Genomic DNA, 23,117 nt, shown 5'->3' with positions numbered 1-23,117 from the left:
CTACGACCCCGCCCGGACATTCTCGTGCGCGCCGTACGCGTCGGGGCGGGACCCAGGGTCAGCCGGCACCCCGTGCCCCCGATATCCCACCACTCCACCGCAACCATCAGGCCCGGTCCACGCCCGGCCGCTCTGACGGGTTGGCCCATCGGATGCAGGGTTGGCCCGTGACATCCTGGAGGGCCAACCCTGCATCCGGTGGGTCAACCCATCGGAGTGCGGGGCGGGAGGGCGGCTGTGGCGTGGGTCGGCGACGCCGTGACGTACTGAAATTCCTTTGCGCAACCGGATTTCGGGCTCGCATCCTGAGTGCAGTGAACACCTCCTAGGGGAGCCGCCCGGACAGGGCGGGCGGCTCCTCGACTTTCTTGCCTCCGGCAAGTGTCCGCCTCCACCAGGGTGGCGCAGCGGGTAGCGCACGCCTTTCATAAGGGCGCGGTCGCCGGTTCGAGCCCGGCCCCTGGTACCACGCGGCGGGTGATCTGCGTCACGGCCCACTGACGCGGCATCGCGCGGTCGCGCGGAAAGTGGCCGGGTGAGCTGCGCCACGGGCTCGGGACGAGCCGGCGGCGCCCCGTACGATGGGGGCGTGACTGCCCAGCCTGAGACCATCGGTACGCCCACCGCGCTGAAGACCAAGCGGGTGCTGCTCGCGGCCCCGCGCGGGTACTGCGCCGGCGTGGACCGGGCGGTGGTCGCGGTCGAGAAGGCGCTCGACCTGTACGGCCCGCCGGTCTACGTGCGCAAGGAGATCGTGCACAACAAGCACGTCGTGCAGACCCTGCAGGCCCGCGGCGCGATCTTCGTCGACGAGACCGACGAGGTGCCCGAGGGCGAGACGGTGATCTTCTCCGCGCACGGCGTCGCGCCGGTGGTGCACCAGGAGGCCGCCGCGCGGCAGCTGAAGACGATCGACGCGACCTGCCCGCTGGTCACCAAGGTGCACCACGAGGCCAAGCGGTTCGCCGCCACCGACTACGACATCCTGCTGATCGGCCACGAGGGCCACGAGGAGGTCATCGGCACGAGCGGCGAGGCGCCCGAGCACATCCACCTGGTGGACGGCCCGGGCGACGTGCCGAACGTCGAGGTCCGCGACCCGGAGAAGGTGGTCTGGCTGTCCCAGACCACGCTGTCGGTCGACGAGACGATGGAGACGGTGCGCCGGCTGCGCGAGCGGTTCCCGCACCTGCAGGACCCGCCGAGCGACGACATCTGCTACGCCACCCAGAACCGCCAGGCCGCGGTCAAGAAGCTCGCCGCGGACGCCGACCTGATGATCGTCGTCGGCTCCCGCAACTCGTCGAACTCGGTCCGCCTGGTCGAGGTCGCCGTCGAGCACGGCGCCAAGGCCGGCTACCTGGTCGACTACGCCGACGAGATCGACGAGGCCTGGCTGGAGGGTGTCGACTCGGTCGGCGTCACCAGCGGCGCGAGCGTGCCGGAGATCCTCGTCCGCGACGTGCTCGACTGGCTGGCCGCCCGCGGCTACGGCGAGGTCCAGGAGGTCACCACCGCGGAGGAGAGCCTCACCTTCGCCCTGCCCCGCGAGCTCCGCACCGACCTCAAGGCCGCCGGCCTGCCCACCACCGGCACTTCCGACCACGCCTGAGCCCGGTACGGCGTACCGCCTGCGCCCGGGCCAGCGCTGCCCGGACGCCTCCCTGTGCGGCCGCTACGGCGACGGTGAAGCCGACGGTCCGGGAACCGGTACGTCCTGCACATGGGTGTACTGCCGTGGCCCGTCCGGCGTGCAGTAGGTGACGCGGTACGCGATCCCGTAGAGGCCGGGTTTCTTGTAGGTGTGCGGGGTGCCGATCTGCTCGATGCCCTTGTGGTCGACAACCTTCTTCGCGCCGGTGCAGCTGATGCCCGCGTCTTTGTCCTCTTCCTGGACGGTGCCGTCGCCCCACCAGTAGATGCCGTTGAACAGGTTGTCGTGGAACGCGCTCGATCCGAGCTCGCCGCCCTCTTCGGGGACCGGTTCCAGCACCACGCCCGCGGCGTCGACGAACAGCGTCACGGTCAGGCCCTCGACCTTCGGGTAGAACCAGAACCTCACCCTGGTCTTGGGCTTGGGCTCGGGCGCGCTGGTCGTCGCCGTTGTCGTCGTCGACGACGGCGGGGGCGTCGGGTCGACCACCGGCGGCGGCTTCGGGGTACCGCTCGGCGGTGGGGTGCTACGGGCCGTCTCGCTGGGGCCCAGTGGCGCTGCGGAGACCGAGATCGACGGTCTCGGCACGGTCGGAGCCGAGGTCGCGGTCTGGGTGCGCGTCACCGTGACCACGGGCGCCGGGCCGTTCGGGGTGTGGGTGACCGGTGGGGCGGAATCGACGCCGGTCACGTTGCCGGCGGCAAAGGCGATCGCGGCGACGGCCGCGGTCGTGAGGCCGGCGACGGCGCCGGTGGCCCGTCGGCGGCGTACGGTCCGGATCCGCGCGAAGACGGCGTCGCTCGGTACGCCGGTCGGCGGTGGCGCGTCCGCGACCAGCGCGCGGAACTTGTCCCTCAGCTCATCGGTCACAGGTCAGCCCTCCAGTCGGGCGGGGGGCAGGGGTCGGGGAATTGGTCTCGGTCAGCAGGTGGTGCTCGCGCAGCTTGGCCAGACCGCGGGAGACGGTGCTCTTCACCGTGCCGACGGAGCAGCCCATCACCTTCGCGATCTCGGCGTCGGGCAGGTCCTCGAAGAAGCGCAGGACGAGCGCGGCGCGGGTCCGCCGCGGCAGGGTGGCCAGCGCGCGCAGCAGCTGGTCGCGGTCGTCCACGGTGCCGAACTCCGACGGAGCGGCCGGTTCGGGTAGGGTTTCGGTGGGGGTTTCGCCCTTCCACTTGCGGCGCCACCACTGGGTGCTCGTGTTCACCATCACCGTGCGGGTGTAGCTCTCCAGCGCGTTGCCGCTGCGCAGGGACTTGCGGTGGAACCAGACCTTGGTCAGCGAGGTCTGCACCAGGTCCTCGGCGAGGTGCCACTCACCGGTGAGCAGGTAGCCGAACCGCTGCAGCGCGGTGAACCGCCCGTTCACGAACTCGGCGAACTCCTCGTCCAGTCCTGGATCCATCCGCGGCTTCCCCTCACCCCCTGGCGGTACCCGTGACACGCCGGCACCGTCGACCGACCTGGTCGGCAGTGTGATGCCCGAGCCGGGCCGAAAGGTTGAGCCGATCTCCGAACGAGTTCAACTCGTGATCGATGTCGGGGGAGCAGGCCCCGCGGAGGTCGAGACGAGAACGACCCCGGGCCCCCCGCCACGGCAGCTGCGGCGAGGGCCCGGGGAAGCGCAGAGGCGGGTCAGTTGAACGGGTCGAGCGTGATGTAGGCCTGCTGCGGGTTGCCGTCGTGGACCAGGGACTCGTGCGCGCCGACGTCGTCGAACGCGAAGCCGTACGCCTTGCCGTCGGCCATCTGCGCGTGGATCTTGCGCGAGTAGTGGTTGGTGACGACGTCCTTGTAGAAGTCGACGTTGCTGCTGTCGGGCTGGTTGGGGTTGGTCAGCAGCGTCGAGCGGTTGAACCCGGCGCAGAGTGTGCGCGAGATCGGGCCGCGGACCAGGTCGTTCGGGGCGTCGAGCAGGCCGGCGCAGCCGAAGATGCTGGCCGAGTTCGGCTTCTGGAACGACGTCACCACCTGGCCGGAGCTGTTGGTGAAGTTCATGACGTTGCCCGACACCCGGCCGAAGTACTTGATGTTCGGCTGGTCGGTGAACGGCGTCACGGTCAGCGTCTGCGTGCTGTACTTCGACCAGACCCGGTTCACGTAGTCGTCCATCACCGTGGCCGGCAACGCGCCGATCTCCACGCCGTACGACGGGGCGAGGGCGCGCAGGACCGTACCGTTGGGTGCTGTCTGGATCAGGTTGGCCCAGCCGCCGGGCTGGCCGCGCAGGGCGGTGAAGAAGCCGTTGTACCCGCCGGGCTTGAGGTGGCCGGTGACCTTCGTGGTCCCGTCGGCGCGCTGCACGCCGACGGCGTACGGGGCGGAGAACATGTCGACCTGGGTGCTGTTGATCCACAGGCCGGAGTCGTTCAGCGTGTACTCGGTCCAGTTGAACAAGATGTTGCGGTTCGGGTCGCTCGGGTTCTGCACCGCGGGCTGGACCAGGCCGCCGGTGGTCAGCTTGAAGACCAGCTTCTGGCCGTAGGAGAAGTAGACCCGGCCGGAGAACTTCGGCATCCGGAGCGTGATCGACTGGCCGTTCGCAGGCCCGGCGATCGAGGCGTCCGGTGCCGGCGTCGGCGGGTTGCCGCCGGCCGGCCAGGGGTGGAAGGTTCCGTTGGCATCGGCCCAGCCCTGCTGGCCGGTCGCGAGGTTGGTGCCCAGGTTGTAGATGTAGACCGGCTCGCCGCGGCCGGAGTTGTTGGTGATCTTCAGCGGAATGGTCGCCGGAACCGCTTCGGCGGGGGCCGAGACGGTGGCGGTCAGCCCGGCGGCGACGGTGGCCGCGGCGGCGAGCACCGCGAGCAGCTTCGGTTTGATGCGCACAAACTCCTCCTCAGGTCTGTCCCATGCGAGAGAAGGTGGAGCACCGGCCGGTCCACGCCGGCGCTGCGTTACCAGGGCGCAGCAGGGCGGACCACGGTGGAAATCACCGGTGCTCACGGCTCATCCGATGAGGGACGGTGGATCACCGGATGGGTGAGAGCGCTCTCATCGTTGGACAGCGGACCACCGTTGTCAATGCCGGAGGCGCGGCGGATTCCCGACGCTGCCGTAGCGCGTCGTGGTCGGAGCGGCACGAAGAGTCTCGAAAAACCTGACCCGGATCTGCCGGGTTGCCCAGTCGGCCCGCCGCCCGAGTTGGCCCGTCGCCCGGGTCTGCCTGCCGCCCGGGTCGGCCCGTCGGCGGGTCAGCCGGTCTGCGCGTCGAAGCCGGGCAGCGGGGCAGGACCGTCGGGCCGGCTCCGGTCGACCGGCGGGGTCGGGATCCAGCGGCGGGTTGCGTCGTCCGGTTCGTCGAGGGCCAGCAACTCGGGCGCGGCGAGTGGCCGGACGGAGGCCTCGATGGTTTCCATCGCCGCCAGCTCCGCCTCGGTGACGTGCAGGTCGCGCAGCTTGCGGGCGGTGGTGAAGACCCGGCTCTCGAACGAGCCGACCGTCCGGTTGTACGCGTCGACCGCCGAGGTGAGCGACCGGCCGACCCGGCCGAGGTGGTCGCCCATCGTGCTGAGCCGTTCGTAGAGCTCGCGGCCGAGCTCGAACACCTGTTGGGCCGACTCGGTGAGCGCCGACTGGTTCCACGCGTACGCCGCGGCGCGCAAGGTCGCGATCAGCGTGGTCGGTGTCGCCAGGATGACCCGGCGCTCGGCGGCGTACTCGAGCAGGGACGGCTCGACATCCAGGGCGGCGGAGAGGAACGACTCGCCGGGAACGAAGAGGATGACGAACTCGGGGGTGGACGGGAGCCGCGCCCAGTACGACTTCGCCGACAGTTGGTCGACGTGCGTGCGCAGGTGCCGGGCGTGGGCGCGCAGGCGCTCCTCGCGGAAGTCGGCGTCGTCGCTCTCGGCCGCCTCCAGGAACGCGGCCAGCGGGACCTTTGAGTCCACGACCAGGTTCTTGCCCTCGGCAAGCCGGACCACCAGGTCGGGCCGCAGCATGCCGTCGTCGGTCGCTGTCGAGGTCTGCTCGGTGAAGTCGCAGTGCGCGACCATGCCGGCCAGCTCGACGGTCCGGCGCAGGTGCAGCTCGCCCCAGCGGCCGCGGACCTGTGGCTTGCGCAGCGCGGTCGACAGCGAGGCGGTCTCCCGTCGCAGCGCCTCACCGCTCATCCGCACCTCGTTGACCTGCTGGTGGAGCTGCGACTGCCAGGCTGCGCGGCCTTTCTCCAACTGGTTGAGCTGGGCATGCAACCGGTCCAGCGCCTCCTTGACGACGGCCTGGCCGGACATCTGCTGACCGACCGTGTGCCGCTCCTGGGTCAGCTCCACCACGCGATCCTCCGCGGCGTCGCGCTCGGCGGTGATCCTGGCCAGCGCGGCACCGTCGCGCCCGCGCGACCAGAGCACCCCGAACCCAGCCCCGAGCGCGAGCCCGATGACGAGGAAGAGCAGCACCAACAACAGCGTCGTACCGGTCATGGCACCGACAGTGACATAGAACGCCGACAATTTCCTGTCAGCAGTTCATCGCGGGGAAGCTGAAGCCGCGGGCCTTGAGCAGTGGCAGCACCCTGTCGAGCGCGGCAACGGTCTGCGCGCGGACGCCGCCGCCGTCGTGCAGCAGGATGATGTTGTGCCGGTGGGCGTGGTGGAGGATGTTGTTCACGATCTTCGTGGCGCCGGGCTTGGCCCAGTCGCGTGGGTCGATGTCCCAGAGCACCTCGGCCATGCCCGCAGCCTTGATCTCGGCGCGGACCTTCGGGTTCGTCGCGCCGTACGGCGGGCGGAAGCACTTCGAGCGCGGGCCGCCGAAGATTTCGTGGTGCCGCCGGGCCGCCGACAGCGCGGTCAGCTGCGGGTGACTGATCGAGTGGCTGCCGATCGTGTTGCCCTCGGCAAGGATCTGCGCGCGCAAGGCCGGGTACTGCGCCTGCATCGTGCCGAGCTGGAAGAACGTGGCGTGCGCGCCGTGCTTGCGCAGGACCTGCAGGATCCTCGGCGTCCAGACCGGGTCCGGGCCGTCGTCGAAGCTGAGGAAGAGCACGTTCCGGTTCCCCGCGACGAGCGCCGCGGTCGGGTCGGCGACCGGTTCGCCGGACCTGCGGCCCGGGGTGTGCGTGGACACCGGCGACGTGGTCGGGGTGGTGGCCGGCGCCGCCGAGGACGGCGTACTGCTCGAGGCGACGACCGGCTTCGGTGGAGCGGAACGTCCCAGCGTGACGGCGACCAGGCCGCCGGCCAGCAGGAGGACGGCGGTGGCCGTGCCGATGGCAGCGGCAAGCTTTCGGGACATGGTGCTCCCTTGCAGATCAGGCGGATTCCCCAGCGGCTCCCCCTCAAGGAGCGTCACTCAGGAGACGCCCGGATCCCTGCCCCGGTTGACTTTTCCGTGTTGCAGAGAGATCTCGGTCGCTTTCGCGTCAGCCAGCTGCGCGGCGTCGGCCGCGGTCGGCCGGGTCGCCTGCGGCGTGCTGACGGTGGCGACCGCGCCGCGGTGGTAGAGCTTGCCCTCCAACGACTTCACGCTCGCCACCAGTACGAAGCTCATGCTGACCAGCAACGCCCAGGCGCCGAACTTCGCCGGATGCACGAGCTGCCAGACGTCGACCTGGTCGGGGTAGTTCCACGCGTCGAGAAAGGTGCCGGCGTTCTCGGCCAGCCAGAGGAAGAAGCCGATCAGCACGAACGAGACCGCGAGCGGCATCCGGTACCGCCGCCGGCCGACCGAGTAGAACACCCACGTACGCCGTAGCGTCAGCAGCAGCGCGATCGCGATCGGCACCCGCAGGTCGACGATCCAGTGGTGGGTGAAGAAGTTCGCGTAGACCGCGACCGCGAGCAGCGTCGTCGCCACCGGCCGGTAGCCGCTCACCCGCAGGTCGAACCGCCGCCAGGCCTGGCAGAGGTAGCTGCCGACCGCGGCGTACATGAACCCGGCGAACAGCGGCACGCCGGCGATCTTGGTGACCGCGTCGCCCGGGTACTGCCAGGACCCGACCTGCACCTTGAACAGCTCCAGCGCCAGCCCGACGAGGTGGAAGCCGAAGATCACCGCGACCTCCCGCCACGTCTCCAGCCCGACCACCCTGAAGAGCGCGGTCAGGGCGAGGCAGTAGACCAGCAGAGCGTCGTACCGGGGGATCGGGAGGTCGGCGTACTGCGCGACGGCGAGCCCCACGAACAGCGCGAAGGGGAACAGGCAGGACACCACCTGCAGCCAGCCGAACCGCAGAAGCTGCGAGCACGCGGACACGACGCGTGACGAAGTCTCGGCCCTTTTTCCTGTCGTCACAGTGGGGAGACGCCGCAGGTCCGCGGGTGGTTCGTCCGAGGGCCGAGCCTGCGCGGATTGGGGCGAGCCGGGACGGGCGCGTACCCTTGGCGTCCGTGGCACTCTCCATCGGAATCGTCGGGCTCCCCAACGCGGGCAAGTCCACGCTCTTCAACGCGCTGACCAAGAACAACGTGCTCGCGGCGAACTACCCGTTCGCGACGATCGAGCCCAACGTCGGCGTGGTGGGGGTGCCGGACGCGCGGCTGGGCACGCTGGCCGAGATCTTCGGCTCCGCCAAGCAGCTGCCGGCCACCGTGCAGTTCGTCGACATCGCCGGCATCGTGCGCGGCGCCTCGGAGGGTGAGGGGCTGGGCAACAAGTTCCTCAGCCACATCCGCGAGTCGGACGCGATCTGCCAGGTCACCCGGGTGTTCCGCGACGACGACGTCACCCACGTCGACGGCAAGGTCTCGCCGGCCGACGACATCTCCACCATCCAGACCGAGCTGATCCTGGCCGACCTGCAGACCGTCGAGAAGGCGATCCCGCGGCTGGAGAAGGAAGCCCGGCTGAAGAAGGAGAGCGTCGCGGTCCTGGAGGCGGTGCGCGAGGCGCAGAAGCACCTCGAGGCCGGTACGCCGATCATCGCGACGACGGTGGACCGCGACGCGATCCGCGAGCTGATGCTGATGACGGCCAAGCCGTACCTGTTCGTCTTCAACTGCGACGCCGACGAGCTGGCCGACGAGTCGCTCAAGCAGCAGATGCGCGACCTGGTCGCGCCGGCCGAGGCGATCTTCCTGGACGCCAAGTTCGAGGCCGAGCTGGTCGAGCTGGGCGACGAGGACGAGGCCCGCGAGATGCTCGCCGAGATGGGCGTCGAGGAGCCCGGCCTGGACGTGCTGGCCCGGGTCGGCTTCGAGACCCTCGGCCTGCAGACCTACCTGACCGCGGGGCCGAAGGAGTCGCGCGCCTGGACGATCAAGAAGGGCGCCACCGCCCCCGAGGCCGCCGGCGTCATCCACACCGACTTCCAGCGCGGCTTCATCAAGGCCGAGATCGTCTCCTTCGACGACCTGGTCGAAGCCGGCTCGATGGCCGCCGCCAAGTCCGCCGGCAAGGTCCGGATGGAAGGCAAGGACTACGTCATGGCCGACGGCGACGTGGTCGAGTTCCGCTTCAGTCCAACGTCTGGCGCGAAGAAGAACTGAGCGGGGCACGCGGGTGGAAGTTGACTTCAGCCGTCTACCGGCGGGCAATGCGAGTTGGTTTGCGCTTATCGATCACGCACGGACGCTCGGGGATCTCTCTGAGGTCGACTGGTTCGAACTCAAGGGCACGCTTCCGCTTGCTGCTAAATCGGAACGTAAGCGTTCCGCCGTGACGCTGGCGCGGCCGATCCTGGGACTCGCAAATCGAATGCCAGATGCTGCCGCTAAACATCTCGGCGGCTACGGCGTGGTTCTAGTTGGACTGGATGGTCAGGCGCCAGCTGGTGCGGAGCGCGTGGTCGGTGCAGAGCGCGTTGATGGAGCCGTCCTGCATGATGCGCTTCAGCCCTACCTCGGGGATGACGGGCCTAAATGGGATTACATGTTCATCGACCATCCGACCGGGCTGGTGATGGCTGTGATTGTGGACCCGCCGCAATGGGGAGATCGAATCCACGCTTGCCGGAAGGAATACTCCGATGTGGATGGGAACCTCACCGTGCGAGACGGTGATGTGTTCATCCGCGTCCCTGGAAAGACTCGGCCCGCAACAAGCCATGATCTAGCCAATCTTGAGAGGCGGCGTGATAGATCACCGAGCCGTGGTGCCGAGATTAGCGTTGAGTACGAAGAGAAATTCGACCGAGTCGATTCAGCGTCGGTCATAGATCTCCTATCGATTGATATCGAGCAGAAGGCAAAAGAACTCCTTAAGCCGTTGTCAACTCGTTCGCAGAATGCGCTGCCGTACAGCTTCCAACTGGATGCAATGCTCGGCAGGCAGGACGAGCGCACGCCGGATCAATTCCGGCAGGCGGTGGAGGAATGGCGAGATGAGGCGTTAGCGGGGTGCCGCTCGGTCGCCACGGAATTCTTCAGGCATGAATTAGCTCGGGGTAAACTTGCAATTCGCAATGAATCAGAGCAGTACCTGGTGGCGGTGCGGATGCAGGTTCACTTCCCGCCCGGCGTTCTCGTGTTAATGGCGTCAGATACTGAGTATTGTGACCACGGCGGCGGTTTCAAGCCCTTCACTTTACTGCCTGATCCTCCCGCGAAATGGGGAAGTTTAAGCCCCTATGATTTTGGTCGATTCGCTGCCGCCAACTTCGGTCGGCTCACTGCGGCCACGCCGGTAGCAATTCCGATCGGTTTCGACATCGAGGAGAGCGATGCCGGGATGATCCTGACGTGGGATGTGGGGGACTTGCGACCGAAAAGCAGGGAGGTCGCTGGCGAGCTCTTGGCGGTGGTGACCGACGATCACACCGACACGATCGTTGCGCAATGGCGGGTCACTGCTCGTGGGGTGAATCACGTGTTCGAGGGAGAAGTTCGCCTGGAGTGTGCGCAACAGCATGGCGAACATCTCACCTGGTCGAGACCCGGAAGAGACAACGACTAGTCACGGAAAGCAGAAATCCTTGCTCCCCGTCGTCGATCGTCTTTCCCCTCGACGGCGGGGAATCTCTCCACGTCAATTCTTCGTGCTTGATTTTCGTGGTCGAGTTGCGTGCCATGCTTGGATTGTCTTCGGCTTCCAGCCCGGCGACCGACCGAACATCCGATCAGGCGCAGGAATCTGGTTCCTTGCGACGTACGAACGCACGGTCGATTCCGAGATGCCGAGGAATGTAGCGACGTCCTCAGTCATCCACCAGTCGGTTGGAAGGTCGGGCTTCTCGGCGTCCATAATTAATTCTCTCGCCAGCTAAGCGGGGAAATGGTCAGTGCGGCATCTGCGACGCGGATTGCGGTTTGCGTCTTCAGGGCTGCGCGGGATGAGTCAATCCAGCTTTGCACCCGCTTGACGCCTAAGTCCTGGTACTCGACGGCCTGGATCAGACACTCCAGTTTGTCGGCATCGCGCGCACAGATTGCTTCCAGTGATGTCTTTGCTTCGTACTCTTCGACAGCCTGAATCACTGAGTTCGCCAAAGGCTCAGCCATACCGGCGACCTGGTCCGCCGTGATCGCTTCGTTTCCGGTTGCCTGTACGTAGGGGCGGGCGCTATGCGGAATATCACCAATGCGCGTCTCCTGCGAGTCGTGCCAGATGGCCATGTATGCCGCCTTGGCAGGGTCGCCACCTTCGGCGGCGGCAATAAGGCCCGCAAGCTGCGCGACTCGTAGGCTGTGTTCGGCGATCGACTCGGGGTCGCGGACCCCAGCGTGCCACCAGCCGGATCGCCGCTGCCGCTTCAAAACCCCCATCTCGAAAGCGAAGGCAGCGATCGCCGCTGCTTCCTTCTGGCTCTTGTCTTCAGTCATTCGCGACCCCTTCGTTAGCGCCCAGCGAGTTGCGTCGCGAAGCGTAGGTTTGCCAGTTCAGTTCGTGCATGCCGGCCAAGTTCGTTGGTGTCCGCGCGCTCGATAGCGAGGGCGGTCCGCTGGCGCAGATCGGCGTCTGATTCAAGAAGTTCCTTTCTGGCCATGACGAGGCAAAGCAGGCTGTGAATGTTCATCTCGGCGTTGCGTGGATCGTCTAGGTGCGTAATTAGGTGTTCTATTAGACGGTGGCCTGACCAGGATCGAGCTCCCAGCTCAACCATTTCTCCGTCATCGCTAAAGGTCTCAGGTATCTCACCGAGCCAATACGCCCAGTAGGTGAGGCTGGCGAGGGTTTGATTGTTATCTGCAAGTGTTCCCTGAATGAAGTGGCGAACCGGATCCAAGTCCCCTTGTCTGGCAATTGCCAATGATGCTGTGCGGCTTAAAATCCCGGAGGGCAAATCGCGCTCATCTATAGCACGTGCTGCTGTGCGCCGATGTTCCCTCGCGAGCCACTGTGCAGATTCCTTTCGATCGTCAAATGCCAGCAAGTAAGTGGCCTGCCGCCTAAGCAGAGTCGCCTGATGACCGGCGATCTCAGCAGAAGTCAGCATTTGGTCGAAGAACAGCCGCTGCATCGCTCTTGAGAGTTGCGGTCTGTCGGCAACCGGACCGCGGCCCTTCGGAATTGGCAGGTGGCGAACTGTTGACGGAACGATGCCCGTAAATGGCCACGTAACCAACGCGACGAAACTGCGGCGGTGAACGCTGCTAGCTAGGGGATTCTCCCAGATTGGTATTTCCGCGCTACCTGCCCGAATCGCGGTCGTCAGGAAGCCGTCAGCCTCGATTGCCGTCGCTAGCAGACTAGTGGCAACCGCTGGCGCACCGAGCAGAGTCAGCCGCTGAGAGAGTCTGCTCAGGTCGACAGCACGTAGCGCCGACAGTGGCCGCCTGCCGCTCTCCCAGCCCTGCACCGTGTTGTCATCCACGCCGAGCCGCTCGGCTAGCTCCACTTGGGTGCACCCGAGCGATCCGCGAATGAGCTTGAGCAGGTAGCCGGATACGACACCCAGCTCGGGCACGTCGTCCGAACCCTGCAAGCCAGTGAGGGTTTGCCCTCGACCCACCGCTCAGTCACCTCCTCCGCGTCGCTACTCACTGGATCTAACCCGTACCGCCGGTCAGTTCATCACGGGTCGGCGGCCCAGCACAGTTGAGACATGCCGACGCACCCAGTCTTGCAATACAGCGCAATCGCTGTAAAGCTGTACAGCGTGGGTGCTGTATTCAGCGCTCATCGTCCCGCAAAGCGACGCCCCGGTGGCTGGCACCACCGAGGCGTCTCGGGTCGCACAAGCCCATCGCATGGAGGAGCACAACCCGTGAGCATCATCTACCTTTCGGCCGTCGCTGACGAAGAGCCGAGCGCTGCTGACCTGGCCGGGATCGAGCTGGAGTGGCCGTTGATCGCCGCCGAACTGGACCTGCTTGACGCCCAGATCGCCTACCACAACGCCGGTCCGTCGCCGTCGGTTCTGGACCGCCGCCGCGTCCGCCGCGCCGAGCGCCGCGTACTGGCCGTCAGTCGCGAGCTGGCCGACCACAACGCGGATTCGGAGGTCGTGGCATGAGCGCGCACAGTGAACACGGCGGGCTCGAAGCTCGTTGCGTCGATACGGGCCACTGGCAGGTCGAGGGCTACGACCTCGTGCACCTGCCGCACCCGCGCGTTGTGCTCGGGTCGGCATGGGTGGTGTGGCGGTTCGGCGTTCCCGTCGCCGTCCGTCCGACGTTCCAGCAGGCTCGGTCCTGGGTCGCTGTCGAGTTGCACGGCGGTGGTTCGCGATGAGCACCCCGCTTCGCACCACCTACCCGGTTCCGGCTGAGGACCTGATCCCGGCCGCCCGCAAGCTCGCTACCGACCTGGGCAAGCTGCCGTCCCGCAACCGGCTAATGAAGGAGTTCCGGATCGGCGCGGACAAGGCCCGTACGGTCCTGGACGCGCTGACCGAGCCCGCCCCGGCCGCCGCGCCGGAGTCCACCGACAGCCCGGCTGAGTCTCACCTGCACGCCGTGCCGAGCCTGGACCAGTCCGCGCCTGACGGCGAGCGTGGGGGGATGCCCCCCGCGCCGGAGGAGGGGGCATCTCCGCAGGTCACGCCGCACACGGACCCGGCCTCGGCCGCCCAGACCGGCCCGGCTGAGGTAGTCCCCGCGGCTGGCCTGGACGACGGCAAGCCGGTCCGTTCCTGGCCGGTTCTGCTGCTGGCGCTGCCCGCGTTCGTCGCGGTCTGGTCCGGCTGGGTCGGTCTCGGTGAGCTGACCGGGTTCGGCGTGGTCCACCCGCTGCCCGGCATCGCGGACAACTTCACCATCAACTCCGCGATCACCTTGCCGATCGGGGTCGAGACCTACGCCGCGTTCGCGCTGCGGGTCTGGCTGTCCGGCCGGGTCCCGGCCAAGGCACGCAAGTTCGCCAAGGTGTCCGCTCTGTCCGCGCTCGTGCTGGGCGCGCTGGGTCAGGTTGCCTACCACCTGCTCGAGGCGGCCGGGGTCACTCAAGCGCCCTGGCAGATCACCACCGTCGTCGCCTGCCTGCCGGTGGCCGTGCTCGGCATGGGTGCCGCGCTGGCCCACCTGATCCACGCCCCTGACACCGCACCGCAGACCACCCGCCCGGCGATCGAGAACGGGGACAAGTGATGACCGAGAACCACGCTGAGAACCTGCCCGAGCCGATCGACCTGGAGGCCCGCCGCGCCCGCCGCGACGACGCCCCGCAGGACACGACCCGGGACGCTGCCAGCGACCGAGACGATTCGGCCGGCGCGGTGGTCCCGCTGTCGGCGGGTGACGTCGAGCGGATGGACACCGCTTACGAAGTCGCTCTGGACGAGGACCTGACCGACGACGACCCGGCCACCGGCAAGGTCCTGGTGCCGGTGGACGTTCCCGGTGTGGCCGTGCCGGTCCAGGAAGGCGCGCGGCAGCCGATCATCCCGGTGCACCTGCTGCCGGGCAACCTGCGCGGCACGATCTCGCGGGCGCTGGCCCAGGCCGGTCACGTGACGCTGTTCCACGCGGTCCGCTCGCCCTGGTACGGGATCAAGCTGGCCTGGTTCGCCGGGCGCGGCTTCACGCGGCTGGTCCGTAACCAGATCCGGTGGTGGTGGGTGCCGGGCGCGGAAACCCTTCACCAGAAGGCGGCTGACGAAAAGGCCTTCAAGGAGTGGAGCCAGATCCACCGCCAGGTCAAGGCAACTCGTGCGTGGCGCGGTGGCGTTCTGGCGGCCCAGAACATCGGCCTTGCCGTTAGTGCGCCGGTCGCGCTGAACATGGCTCCTACGGCCGCTCTGTTGGCTGCTGGTGCCGGTGCGGTCGGTGCGCTGGCGCACTACGGCCGCCCGGCTGGTCAGACTCTGGTCGGTACCGCTGTGGTCGCGCCCCGGTTCCGGAAGCTCAACTCCGACATCGTGTTGCGTGCCTACTACGCGGCCGGTTTGGGCAACCCGGACAAGACCGACAAGCAGGTCAACTTCGGGTCCACTATGTCGCGGGACCGGTCCAACACCGGCACCGAGGTCCTGATCGATCTGCCGTGGGGTTTGGGCTGGTCAGACGCCCTGAAAGCCCGGGAGAAGATCGCGTCGGGACTGGACGTGCACGAGCGTCAGGTTTTCCTGTCCCCGGACGACTCATCGTCGCGGCGTCACAAGCTGTTCGTGGCTGACGTGGACCCGCTGGGCATCCCGGCCGGGCGTACCGACATGCTGGACTGCAAGCGCCGTTCGGTGTGGAACCCGGTCCGGTTCGGCCTGGACGAGCGCGGCAACGTGGTGTGGCTGTCGCTGCCGTGGTTCTCGGTGCTGGTCGGTGCGCAGCCCCGCAAGGGCAAGACGTTCTCGGCTCGCCTGATCGCCTTGCACGCCGCCCTTGACCCGCACGTGAAGCTGATCATTGCCGATGGCAAGAACTCGCCGGACTGGCTGGCGTTCCGCAAGGTCGCGCACCGGATCATCTTCGGTGAGGTCCCGAACGTGAACGACTCCGACCCGATCGGGCACCTGCTGGCCGCCCTGGACGAGGTCCTCGACCACATCGTCAAGGTCAACGACCTGCTGACCACGCTGCCGGTCGAGGTGTGCCCCAACGGCACGCTGACCGAGGAGCTGGCCCGCGACCCGCGCTACCCCGAGCTGCGGGTGTGGATTCTGGTGATGGAGGAGTTCCAGAAGTACTTCGAGACCGAGGACCAGGAGGTCAACAAGCAGATCGCCCGCAAGCTGTCGATGATCCAGGCCGTCGGCCCCAGCGCCGGTGTCTGGCTGCTGTCCAGCTCGCAGAAGCCGTCCGGTGTCGGTGCCGGTGACGTGCAGCGGCTGTTCAACCGGTTCCGCGACAACCACACCGTGCGATTCGCGCTCAAGTGCGGCAACCGCGACGTGTCCATGGCCGTGCTCGGTGGCGACGCCTACTCCGAGGGCTACGACGCCTCCACGCTGCCGGTCGGGGACAAGTTCAAAGGCGTCGGCTACCTGTACGGCGCGACGGATGCGACCCCGACCGTGCGGACGTTCCTGGCCGACGCCTCCGACGCCGACAAGATCCTGACCGCCGCCCGCAAGCAGCGCGAGGCGCTGAACCTGTTGACCGGCGAGGCGGCCGGGGAACAGATCGAGCGGGCCAGCCGCGACGTGCTGGCCGACATCCTCACCGTGCTCGGTGCCGACACCGCCGCGCACTGGGAGGCGATCGCCGGACGGCTGGCCGAGCAGATGCCCGAGCAGTACGACGGCACCACCCCCGACGCGATCTCGGCACAGGCCCGCGCGCTGAAGGTCCCCAGCCGCGACGTCAAGCGCGACGGCGTGAACCGCAAGGGTGCCCGCGCCGACGACATCCGCGCCGCGATCGAGCGCCGCAACAACATCAACGGAGCGTAACCAATCTGGCTGCAGTGGCGGGACGGCTGAGGTAGCGCGCCAGGCGCTACCGGTAGCGGCAACGCTACCCGTCCCGCTACCCCACAACTCCACCCTGACCAGGCCGTATCTCCGCAGGTAGCGGGTCGCGGCCCCGGCTCCTCACGCCCAAAAACAGCCCTCTGGAGGCTTTCCGTGTCCAGCACCCTCGCTACCTCTACCCACACCGCCACTACCCACAGTAGCGGCCAGGGTAGCGGCTCGCTGCCCCTGGCGGCCGACCTGACCGTGACCGTCCACACCATCACCCAAGCCGCCACGGTGACACTCATCGTGACCGGCGTCATCGCCTTCTACCTGCTCACCTGCCTGATCTGGCCGTTCGGCCGCTGCCGCCGCTGCAACGGCGCGGGCAAGCACAAATCGCCGTTCGGCAAGGCCTACCGGTACTGCGGGCGCTGCCAAGGCTCCGGCATGCGGGTCCGGATCGGCCGCCACGTCATCAACTACATCCGCGCCGCCCGGGGCGCCGGAACCAACACCGTCAGCAAAGGCGACAAGAAGTGACCGGGCGGCTGATGGACAAGGCCAGCCTGCACCCCGCCGCGTCCCGATTCATCACCCTGTGGAACGGCAAACAAGCCCTCGGCTGGGACCTGCACGGCACCCCGGTCTTCAAGTTCCGCTGGGCACCCGCAGGACTCGCCACCCGCCGCCAGCTCCGCGCACTGCGGATGTGCCCAGGCGGCCACGAGCCCTACGCCCTGCTCGTATGGCGCAACGGCCAGCGCTGGGCCTGGCTCTACCGGCTCGACCTCGCCCGACCCTCCCGCATCCCGTCACCCGCCCAGCTCAACGCCCTGGACAAGGCCATGCAAGCCCGCCGCACCTGCGGACAGTGCCGCCAAGTCCTGGACTACTGCATCCCGACCTCAGACGGCCGCTGCCACCTGTGCATGACCGCTGACGCTGACCGCTACGTCGCCGCCTGACGCCCGTCTATCACTTAAGAGGACATCACCCATGACGCACCTGCTGAACGCCGCACTGGACGCCGCCGGACGCGGTTGGCCGGTGTTCATGCTTGGACGCTCTAAGCGCCCCGTGGCCAACTGTGCGGACTGCCCGAAAGACGCCCACGCCCCGGATACCTGTGGGCACCTGACCTGCCACGGGTTCTACGCCGCCACCACCGACCCGGCTCGCCTGGCCGCGATCATCAACGCCGTACCGGGCGGCCAGCTCGCCGTCAGGACCGGTGCCGTGTCCGGCCTGGCCGTGATCGACGTGGACCCCGCACACGGTGGCGACGCCAGCCTGTCCGACCTGATGACGGCCGGGCTCGTGCCGCGCACCCGGCACGTGCACACCGGCTCCGGTGGCCTGCACCTGTACTACCGCCACCCCGGCCAGCACCTGCCCTCGCGGCCGATGCCGAACCGGCCCGGAATCGACGTCAAAGCAGACGGCGGCTACGTCGTCCTGCCGCCCTCGATCCACCACCGCACCCACCGTCCGTACCGCTGGGGAACCGCAGGCAACGACGTGGTGGAGATGCCCCCCGCTCTGGTCACCGCGTGCCTGCCCGCGCCCACGCCGGCCGAATCGCACACGCACCCGCGAACCCCAGTCGCGACCACAGCGGGCGGGGGCATCTCCCACCCCGACAGGCTCCTCAGCGCTCACCTGGACGCCGTACGGAACGCACCCACCGGCAAGCGCCGAACGACGCTCTACGGGGCCGCCAGAGGCGTTGCGCGGATGGTTGCGGCCGGTGCACTCGACCGCACCGACGCGATCACCGCCCTCACTGACGTAGGACATCAAGCCGCCCAAACGCCACGCGACATCCAGGCGGCTATCACCAGCGGATTTCGGGACGAAGGGATCGCCGCAGCATGAGCGCCGAGCAGCTCCCTGACTGGCTCATCGGCTTGGATGAGCCGCCCGAAGACCCGTGGGAACCCCTGCCGCCTACACCGATCAGACCTCAGCGCACACCCATGCATCACGAGCCCATGGAGCGACCGGCCGCCGTCGAGGCAGGGCCGGTGTGGGATGGCGCTCCCGTGCCCCTCAAGACAGACCGGCTGCTCCGACCGTTCCCGGTTGAGGTCTTTCCCGGCTGGCTGGCGGATCACGTCACGGCTGTGGCTGAAGCTACCCAGACGCCTGCTGATCTCGCTGGGTCGGTCGCCCTGGCCTGCCTCTCCACGGCAGCCGGTGGCAAGGTGCTGGTGCAGGTCGATCGGTCCTGGCTAGAACAGATCAACCTCTACACCGTCACCGCGCTGCCCCCGGGGTCGCGCAAGTCACCGGTGTTCCGAGCGATGACAGGTCCGCTCAGCGATGCCGAGCAGACGCTTCGGGAGACCACTGCTGAGCGACGAGTAGAAGCCGAGCTGGCTGCGCGCGTCGCGTCTGCTCGTGCTGAAGACCTTGCCAAGAAGGCCGAACGCGCCAGCGCCAATCAGCAGGAGGCATTGGCTGATGCGACTGCTGCGGCTAAGGAGGCGGCTGCGATCGTCGTTCCTGCGCTGCCGCAACTGATGACCGATGACGTGACTCCGGAGGCGTGCGTTTCCCTTATGGCTGCGCAGGGCGGACGGATCGCCGTCTTGTCGGCAGAAGGCGACGTATTCGCCACCCTCACAGGCACCCGCTACTCAGCGGCCCCCAATCTCGGAGTCTTTCTGAAGGGTCATGCTGGCGACCCGATCCAGGTTGACCGCAAAGGTCGGGAGTCCGAGTCGATTGAACGGCCCGCTCTCACGCTTGGAGTCACCACCCAGCCCGGCACGCTGCAAGGGCTAGCGGCGCAACCCGGTTTCCGTGACCGAGGTGTCATTGCCCGAATCCTCTACAGCCTGCCGGTTAACACGGTTGGCACGCGCAACAACCAAGCCGAACCCGTTCCGGAGTCGATCGAATCCTCATACCGCGAATCCCTCAAGGCTCTCGTCTTGGTTCTGGCCGAACGTGACAGTCCGCACCACTTGCAACTCACACCCGAGGCCCGACGGGTCCTACTCGAATTTCAGGACTGGATTGAGCCTCGCCTCCACCCGACGACCGGGCAACTTGCAGCCATCACCGATTGGGCGTCCAAGCTCGCCGGTGCCGTCGTCCGGCTGGCTGCACTCCTCCACCTGGCCCACACCTTCACCACTGGTTTCGCCGCCCCCATCACAGCCGACACGATGCGCGCCGCCGAGCGCGTCGGCCGCTACTACCTGGACCACGCTCTAGCGGTCTACGACCTCATGGGGCGGTCTGAGCCAGACCTGGACGACGCCCGCGAGGTCCTTGCCTGGATCAACGACCACGGACAAGAGACCTTCACCCGTCGGGACCTGTTGCGAGCCAAGAACGGCCGAAGTGGCCTGAACACTGCTGCCGATCTCGAAGCCCCGCTTCGCGTCCTCATCGATCACGGCTACATCCGGCTTCGAGAAAACAAACCCGGACGTGGTCGACCATCCATCGCCTACGACGTTCACCCCGCCGCCCTCCAAGGCCCCCGACAAAAATGACAAAAATGACAAAACGCGACTTCTGTCATTTTTGTCATGCTGGCTGGGGCAACACCAAGCAAGGAGACCGAGGACTGTGAGCCCATCTCCGGCCGACGAGCTGGCCGTCCACGTGGCTGCCGTCGTAGCTGCTGCTCCGCCCCTAACTGACCAACAACTACACACCATCGTCTCGGTGCTTGCGCCTCCGTCAGTGAGCGACGCTCGCCCGCTGCGGGTTGCCTCGCTGACGACGAGCGGCCATGAACGCGATGCCAGCGTGGCCGCCTAACCGACCAACGCAATGGCTCAGGGTTCAGCTCTCGCCGCAGGGAGCCGGACCCTGAGCCATTTCATGCGAGAGTTGTCGCGCCATTCCAAAGAATGGGTACAGTCGCGGGATCGAATGTCCTGCTGCCGTGTTTCCCCGGCCGCAAGACCACGGTCATGAGGCTGTCTAGAACAGTCCTCTGTGCCATCAACGTGAGGTTGTCGAATGCGGCGGCTGGGTCAGGTCGATTCAGCAGGTCAACTAGCGGAGCGTCGCCGCTAATGACTGCAAGCTTGCGTTCTATTGCTTGCAGTTCGATGCGTACCTTGTCAGTCGCTGCTGAATAGCGGCGGCCATCGATATGACCGGCGTCGTAGTCACCTTCGATTCGCTCTAACCGCGCTCGTAGTTCCCTGGCCTCGGCTTCCAGTGGTGCAGCAGATTCAGCAGGTGCTTTCCGCATCCTCGCCAGAACATCGGTTAGGCCGAGACGAGCCCTAATCACCGCGTTCACGTATCGATCAACCGGCGCGATGGACCGAACGAGGCACGTGTTCGGGCACCGGTAGCGGTCGCCCGACCAAGCGTAGATTCTTGAGCCACACACGCAACATAGGAATAGTCCGCTGCCTAGGTGTCGTCGATGGGTGCCAACCTTGTTGGTTTTGCGCCGAGGGTCGGCCAACCGGGATTGCACCAAGGCGAACTGGTCTTCGGAGATCAGCGGTTCCCACTGTCCCTGCTTTCCTGTCGCCTGACCTTTGTAGATGGCCAATCCGGCATAACGGGGGTTGCGCAGAATTGTTGCGATCGATGATGAGTTCCAGCGCCCGCCGCGACGTGTCTCGATGCCGTCGGCTTGCAATCGACCTGCGATGCCCTTGAGGGATTCACCATTGATGAACTCTTGAAAGATACGCCGGACAATTCTCGCCTCGTCTTCGATTACCACACCTTTGCTGGTGTATCCCGTGAGGCGCACACCCAGCGGAGGTTTGCCGAGGTCTGCTCGCTGCTGAAGCGCACGTGTCTGGCGGGCGCTTTTCCGGTCAACCTCTCCGCGCGCGACAGCCAGTTTGATGCGGGCGAACAGCATCCCGCCGTCTGTTGAGAGGTCTGCTTCACCATTCGCGGTGACGATGACCAGTCCGCCGGATCGAGCCCTGTCGATCCAGTCCTCAAGCTGCCGTGGCTGCCGCGTCAAGCGGTCCAGGTCCCAGCAGACCAAGGCGTCGAAACCACCGGCATCGTAAGCGCTGGCAAGAGCGTCATACCCGGGACGCTTCTTCCGGGCGTCGCTAGCACTGATGCTGTTGTCCACAAACTCTGCGACGACCGACCAACCTCGGTCATGGCAGAGCTTCAAGCAGTCCTCCCGCTGCCGCTCAACGGCGAGCATCTCGCCGGTAGCATCGAGACTGATGCGGAGGTACAGGGCCGCTCGCTTCTGGGCTGCGCTCACATGTTGGATCGTAGCGTAACTGGGTGGAGTTCCGCTTCAACGTGTGACGCCGACCGGTAGCTGCTGCCCGGCCCGGGACATCATCGCTGTCCGGACGCAGATCTTCCGGCGAAAGGCGTACGGTGGCGCGCATGACGGACTTCGGGACGGATTGGCGAGTTGTCGATGGCGTCGCGACGGCGTGGTTCGACGCACCGTCGCTGGTTGCGGGGGCGGCGCTCGCCGGGCGCATCGTGGAGCTGTCGGCCCAGAGCGTGGTCGACCTGCGGGCGACGGGCCTGCGGGTGCGCCTCGACGCGGCCGAGCACGCCGAGGCGGTGTCGGCCGCCGCGCGGGATCTGGAGCTGGCCGCTGACCCTGCCGTGCTGCAGCAGCTGAGCGTGGTGCTCGAATCCGCGAACCCGTCTGCGGTGCGGCCGTTCTGGCAGCGCGTGCTCGACTACGGGCCGGGGGAGGACGGCGTTCTGGTGGATCGGTTGCGGCGCGACCCCGCGCTCCGGATCCGGCAGTCGACGGAACCGAGGCCGTTGCGGAACCGCATCCACCTCGATGTGGTGCGGCCGGCCGCGGCGGTCGAGCAGGCGAGTCCTGGTGAGGCCTCCGGACCGTACGGGGTCTGCCACGCCGACCCCGACGGCAACGAGGTCGACCTGGTGCCGGGCGCGACGCTCGGCGAGGGGACCGGGACAGCCGACTGGCAGGCGGTGTTCAGCGCGATGGCGTGCTACCGCGTGACCTCGCCGATGCAGCAGCGTGAACTGGCCGCCGCCGCGGCAGCGTTGGCCGAAGACACTGGCTTCCCGCTGATGGTCGACCTGCGCCCCGGGCTCGTGATCATCGACAGCGGCAAGGACCAGTGGGAAGCAGACGCCCACGGCCTCGAGCTCGACTTCACCGACCTTGCGGGAGAGCTCCAGACCGCTGCCCGCGAACTCGGGGCCACGGCGGATCCGGGGTTGCCGCGCTTCGTTCAGCTCTTCCTCGATGCCGCCGACGTCGCCGCGGTGCGCGCGTTCTGGGTCGCCGCCCTCGGATATGCCGAGGACCGGCGAGCCGGGGCCAGCGACATCCACGATCCGCGGCGGCTGACCCCGGTGCTGGTGTTCCAAGAGCTCGACGCTTCGGAGACGGAGCGGCGCCGGCAGCGCAATCGCATCCATGTCGAGCTGGCTGTGCCGCCGGACCTCGTCCAGTCGCGCCTTGCCGCGACCGTCGCGGCCGGTGGCCGGCTCGTCGACGAGTCGGAGGGCCGCCGGCGGATCGCCGATCCCGAAGGCAACGAACTGGTGATCGTCAGCGGGGCCTGAGTTCGCTTCCGGTTGAACGTCCACGCCGAGACCTCATCCGGCCTGGCGGCGGACCATCTCGCCGATCCAGGTGGGGGCGTACGGCGACGTGCAGCCCGGGGGAGCCGGATAGTCCTTGAGGACGCCGAGCCGTTCGCCGATGGTGATGGCGCGGGCGCGGTGGTCGGCGTGGTCGATGCCGATCCGGGCGAGGCAGGTGTTCATCGCCCACTGGAGGCGGTCCGGGGCGTTCTTCATCTCGGCCTCGATGACGTCGAGCAGGCCGGTCTTCCACAGTTCGCGTGCGAG

The 23,117-nt window shown here is 67.3% G+C and carries 22 protein-coding genes and 1 tRNA gene; 13 read left to right on the top strand and 10 right to left on the bottom strand.

Annotation, left to right across the window (positions count from 1 at the left end; genetic code table 11):
- The first annotated feature begins 393 nt into the window (after window positions 1–393).
- Together KFLA_RS27660 and KFLA_RS27655 are read left to right on the top strand one after the other, a co-directional pair.
- Window positions 394–469, top strand: a tRNA-Met gene (locus KFLA_RS27660).
- A gap of 120 nt (window positions 470–589) precedes the next feature.
- Window positions 590–1,612, top strand: coding sequence for a 4-hydroxy-3-methylbut-2-enyl diphosphate reductase (locus KFLA_RS27655; protein WP_049797442.1), 1,023 nt, complete (start codon window positions 590–592; stop codon window positions 1,610–1,612).
- 63 nt (window positions 1,613–1,675) lie between these two features.
- On the opposite strand, the gene KFLA_RS27650 is transcribed toward KFLA_RS27655, so the two are convergent.
- From KFLA_RS27650 to KFLA_RS27625, 6 genes are all read right to left on the bottom strand, one after another.
- A complete protein-coding gene (locus KFLA_RS27650) occupies window positions 1,676–2,524 on the bottom strand; it encodes a hypothetical protein (RefSeq protein WP_012923136.1) in 849 nt (282 codons plus the stop codon).
- Window positions 2,514–3,059 carry a SigE family RNA polymerase sigma factor gene (locus tag KFLA_RS27645; RefSeq protein WP_012923135.1) on the bottom strand — a complete coding sequence of 182 codons (546 nt, stop codon included), beginning with the start codon at window positions 3,057–3,059 and terminating at the stop codon, window positions 2,514–2,516. The genes KFLA_RS27650 and KFLA_RS27645 overlap by 11 nt, the downstream gene beginning before the upstream one ends.
- A 230-nt stretch (window positions 3,060–3,289) precedes the next feature.
- Complete coding sequence (locus tag KFLA_RS27640; protein ID WP_012923134.1) at window positions 3,290–4,480, bottom strand: glycoside hydrolase family 64 protein; 1,191 nt, start codon at window positions 4,478–4,480, stop codon at window positions 3,290–3,292.
- Between the two features lie 365 nt (window positions 4,481–4,845).
- Window positions 4,846–6,075, bottom strand: coding sequence for a DNA recombination protein RmuC (locus KFLA_RS27635; protein ID WP_012923133.1), 1,230 nt, complete (start codon window positions 6,073–6,075; stop codon window positions 4,846–4,848).
- A 37-nt stretch (window positions 6,076–6,112) separates the two neighbouring features.
- Window positions 6,113–6,889 (bottom strand): polysaccharide deacetylase family protein, encoded by a 777-nt coding sequence (locus KFLA_RS27630; protein ID WP_012923132.1) that lies wholly within the window; start codon window positions 6,887–6,889, stop codon window positions 6,113–6,115.
- A 57-nt stretch (window positions 6,890–6,946) separates the two neighbouring features.
- Window positions 6,947–7,849, bottom strand: coding sequence for a DUF817 domain-containing protein (locus KFLA_RS27625; RefSeq protein ID WP_012923131.1), 903 nt, complete (start codon window positions 7,847–7,849; stop codon window positions 6,947–6,949).
- A 134-nt stretch (window positions 7,850–7,983) separates the two neighbouring features.
- Between KFLA_RS27625 and ychF the strand changes: the two genes are divergently transcribed.
- Both ychF and KFLA_RS37620 read left to right on the top strand, forming a co-directional pair.
- The gene (gene ychF, locus KFLA_RS27620) at window positions 7,984–9,081 is read left to right on the top strand and encodes a redox-regulated ATPase YchF (protein ID WP_012923130.1); all 1,098 of its coding nucleotides are present in this window, start codon (window positions 7,984–7,986) and stop codon (window positions 9,079–9,081) included.
- Between the two features lie 13 nt (window positions 9,082–9,094).
- A complete protein-coding gene (locus tag KFLA_RS37620; RefSeq protein ID WP_148256750.1) occupies window positions 9,095–10,486 on the top strand; it encodes a 40S ribosomal protein S17 in 1,392 nt (463 codons plus the stop codon).
- A 290-nt stretch (window positions 10,487–10,776) separates the two neighbouring features.
- Here KFLA_RS37620 and KFLA_RS27610 read toward each other — a convergent pair whose 3' ends face one another.
- Together KFLA_RS27610 and KFLA_RS36905 are read right to left on the bottom strand one after the other, a co-directional pair.
- A complete protein-coding gene (locus KFLA_RS27610; protein ID WP_012923128.1) occupies window positions 10,777–11,352 on the bottom strand; it encodes an HD domain-containing protein in 576 nt (191 codons plus the stop codon).
- A 14-nt stretch (window positions 11,353–11,366) separates the two neighbouring features.
- Window positions 11,367–12,437: a helix-turn-helix domain-containing protein gene (locus tag KFLA_RS36905; RefSeq protein ID WP_237706614.1), complete on the bottom strand. Its 1,071-nt coding sequence runs from the start codon at window positions 12,435–12,437 to the stop codon at window positions 11,367–11,369.
- A 300-nt stretch (window positions 12,438–12,737) separates the two neighbouring features.
- Here KFLA_RS36905 and KFLA_RS27600 point away from each other — a divergent pair, with 300 nt between their 5' ends.
- From KFLA_RS27600 to KFLA_RS27565, 8 genes are all read left to right on the top strand, one after another.
- Window positions 12,738–12,986, top strand: a complete 249-nt coding sequence (locus KFLA_RS27600) for a DUF6284 family protein (protein WP_012923126.1) — start codon at window positions 12,738–12,740, stop codon at window positions 12,984–12,986.
- Window positions 12,983–13,204 (top strand): hypothetical protein, encoded by a 222-nt coding sequence (locus KFLA_RS27595; RefSeq protein ID WP_012923125.1) that lies wholly within the window; start codon window positions 12,983–12,985, stop codon window positions 13,202–13,204. The genes KFLA_RS27600 and KFLA_RS27595 overlap by 4 nt, the downstream gene beginning before the upstream one ends.
- On the top strand, window positions 13,201–14,058 hold the full coding sequence (locus KFLA_RS27590; protein ID WP_012923124.1) for a hypothetical protein: 858 nt from the start codon (window positions 13,201–13,203) through the stop codon (window positions 14,056–14,058). The genes KFLA_RS27595 and KFLA_RS27590 overlap by 4 nt, the downstream gene beginning before the upstream one ends.
- Complete coding sequence (locus KFLA_RS27585; RefSeq protein ID WP_012923123.1) at window positions 14,058–16,298, top strand: cell division protein FtsK; 2,241 nt, start codon at window positions 14,058–14,060, stop codon at window positions 16,296–16,298. The genes KFLA_RS27590 and KFLA_RS27585 overlap by 1 nt, the downstream gene beginning before the upstream one ends.
- 174 nt (window positions 16,299–16,472) lie before the next feature.
- Window positions 16,473–16,844: a hypothetical protein gene (locus KFLA_RS27580; protein ID WP_012923122.1), complete on the top strand. Its 372-nt coding sequence runs from the start codon at window positions 16,473–16,475 to the stop codon at window positions 16,842–16,844.
- An 11-nt stretch (window positions 16,845–16,855) separates the two neighbouring features.
- On the top strand, window positions 16,856–17,269 hold the full coding sequence (locus tag KFLA_RS27575) for an RRQRL motif-containing zinc-binding protein (protein ID WP_012923121.1): 414 nt from the start codon (window positions 16,856–16,858) through the stop codon (window positions 17,267–17,269).
- Window positions 17,270–17,300: 31 nt separating this feature from the next.
- Complete coding sequence (locus KFLA_RS27570; protein WP_012923120.1) at window positions 17,301–18,179, top strand: bifunctional DNA primase/polymerase; 879 nt, start codon at window positions 17,301–17,303, stop codon at window positions 18,177–18,179.
- A complete protein-coding gene (locus KFLA_RS27565; protein ID WP_012923119.1) occupies window positions 18,176–19,810 on the top strand; it encodes a YfjI family protein in 1,635 nt (544 codons plus the stop codon). Before KFLA_RS27570 ends, KFLA_RS27565 begins: the two co-directional genes overlap by 4 nt.
- Before the next feature lie 332 nt (window positions 19,811–20,142).
- On the opposite strand, the gene KFLA_RS36900 is transcribed toward KFLA_RS27565, so the two are convergent.
- Window positions 20,143–21,522, bottom strand: a complete 1,380-nt coding sequence (locus KFLA_RS36900) for a recombinase family protein (protein WP_012923118.1) — start codon at window positions 21,520–21,522, stop codon at window positions 20,143–20,145.
- Window positions 21,523–21,653: 131 nt separating this feature from the next.
- Here KFLA_RS36900 and KFLA_RS27560 point away from each other — a divergent pair, with 131 nt between their 5' ends.
- Window positions 21,654–22,829: a VOC family protein gene (locus KFLA_RS27560; RefSeq protein ID WP_012923117.1), complete on the top strand. Its 1,176-nt coding sequence runs from the start codon at window positions 21,654–21,656 to the stop codon at window positions 22,827–22,829.
- Between the two features lie 33 nt (window positions 22,830–22,862).
- Here KFLA_RS27560 and KFLA_RS38490 read toward each other — a convergent pair whose 3' ends face one another.
- Window positions 22,863–23,066, bottom strand: a complete 204-nt coding sequence (locus tag KFLA_RS38490; protein ID WP_049797441.1) for a DNA alkylation repair protein — start codon at window positions 23,064–23,066, stop codon at window positions 22,863–22,865.
- Window positions 23,067–23,117 lie beyond the last annotated feature (51 nt).

The sequence above is a fragment of the Kribbella flavida DSM 17836 genome (genome assembly GCF_000024345.1).
Lineage (GTDB): Bacteria > Actinomycetota > Actinomycetes > Propionibacteriales > Kribbellaceae > Kribbella > Kribbella flavida.
Note: the sequence above shows the minus strand (reverse complement) of the source record. Positions and strands in the feature narration are given on the sequence as shown.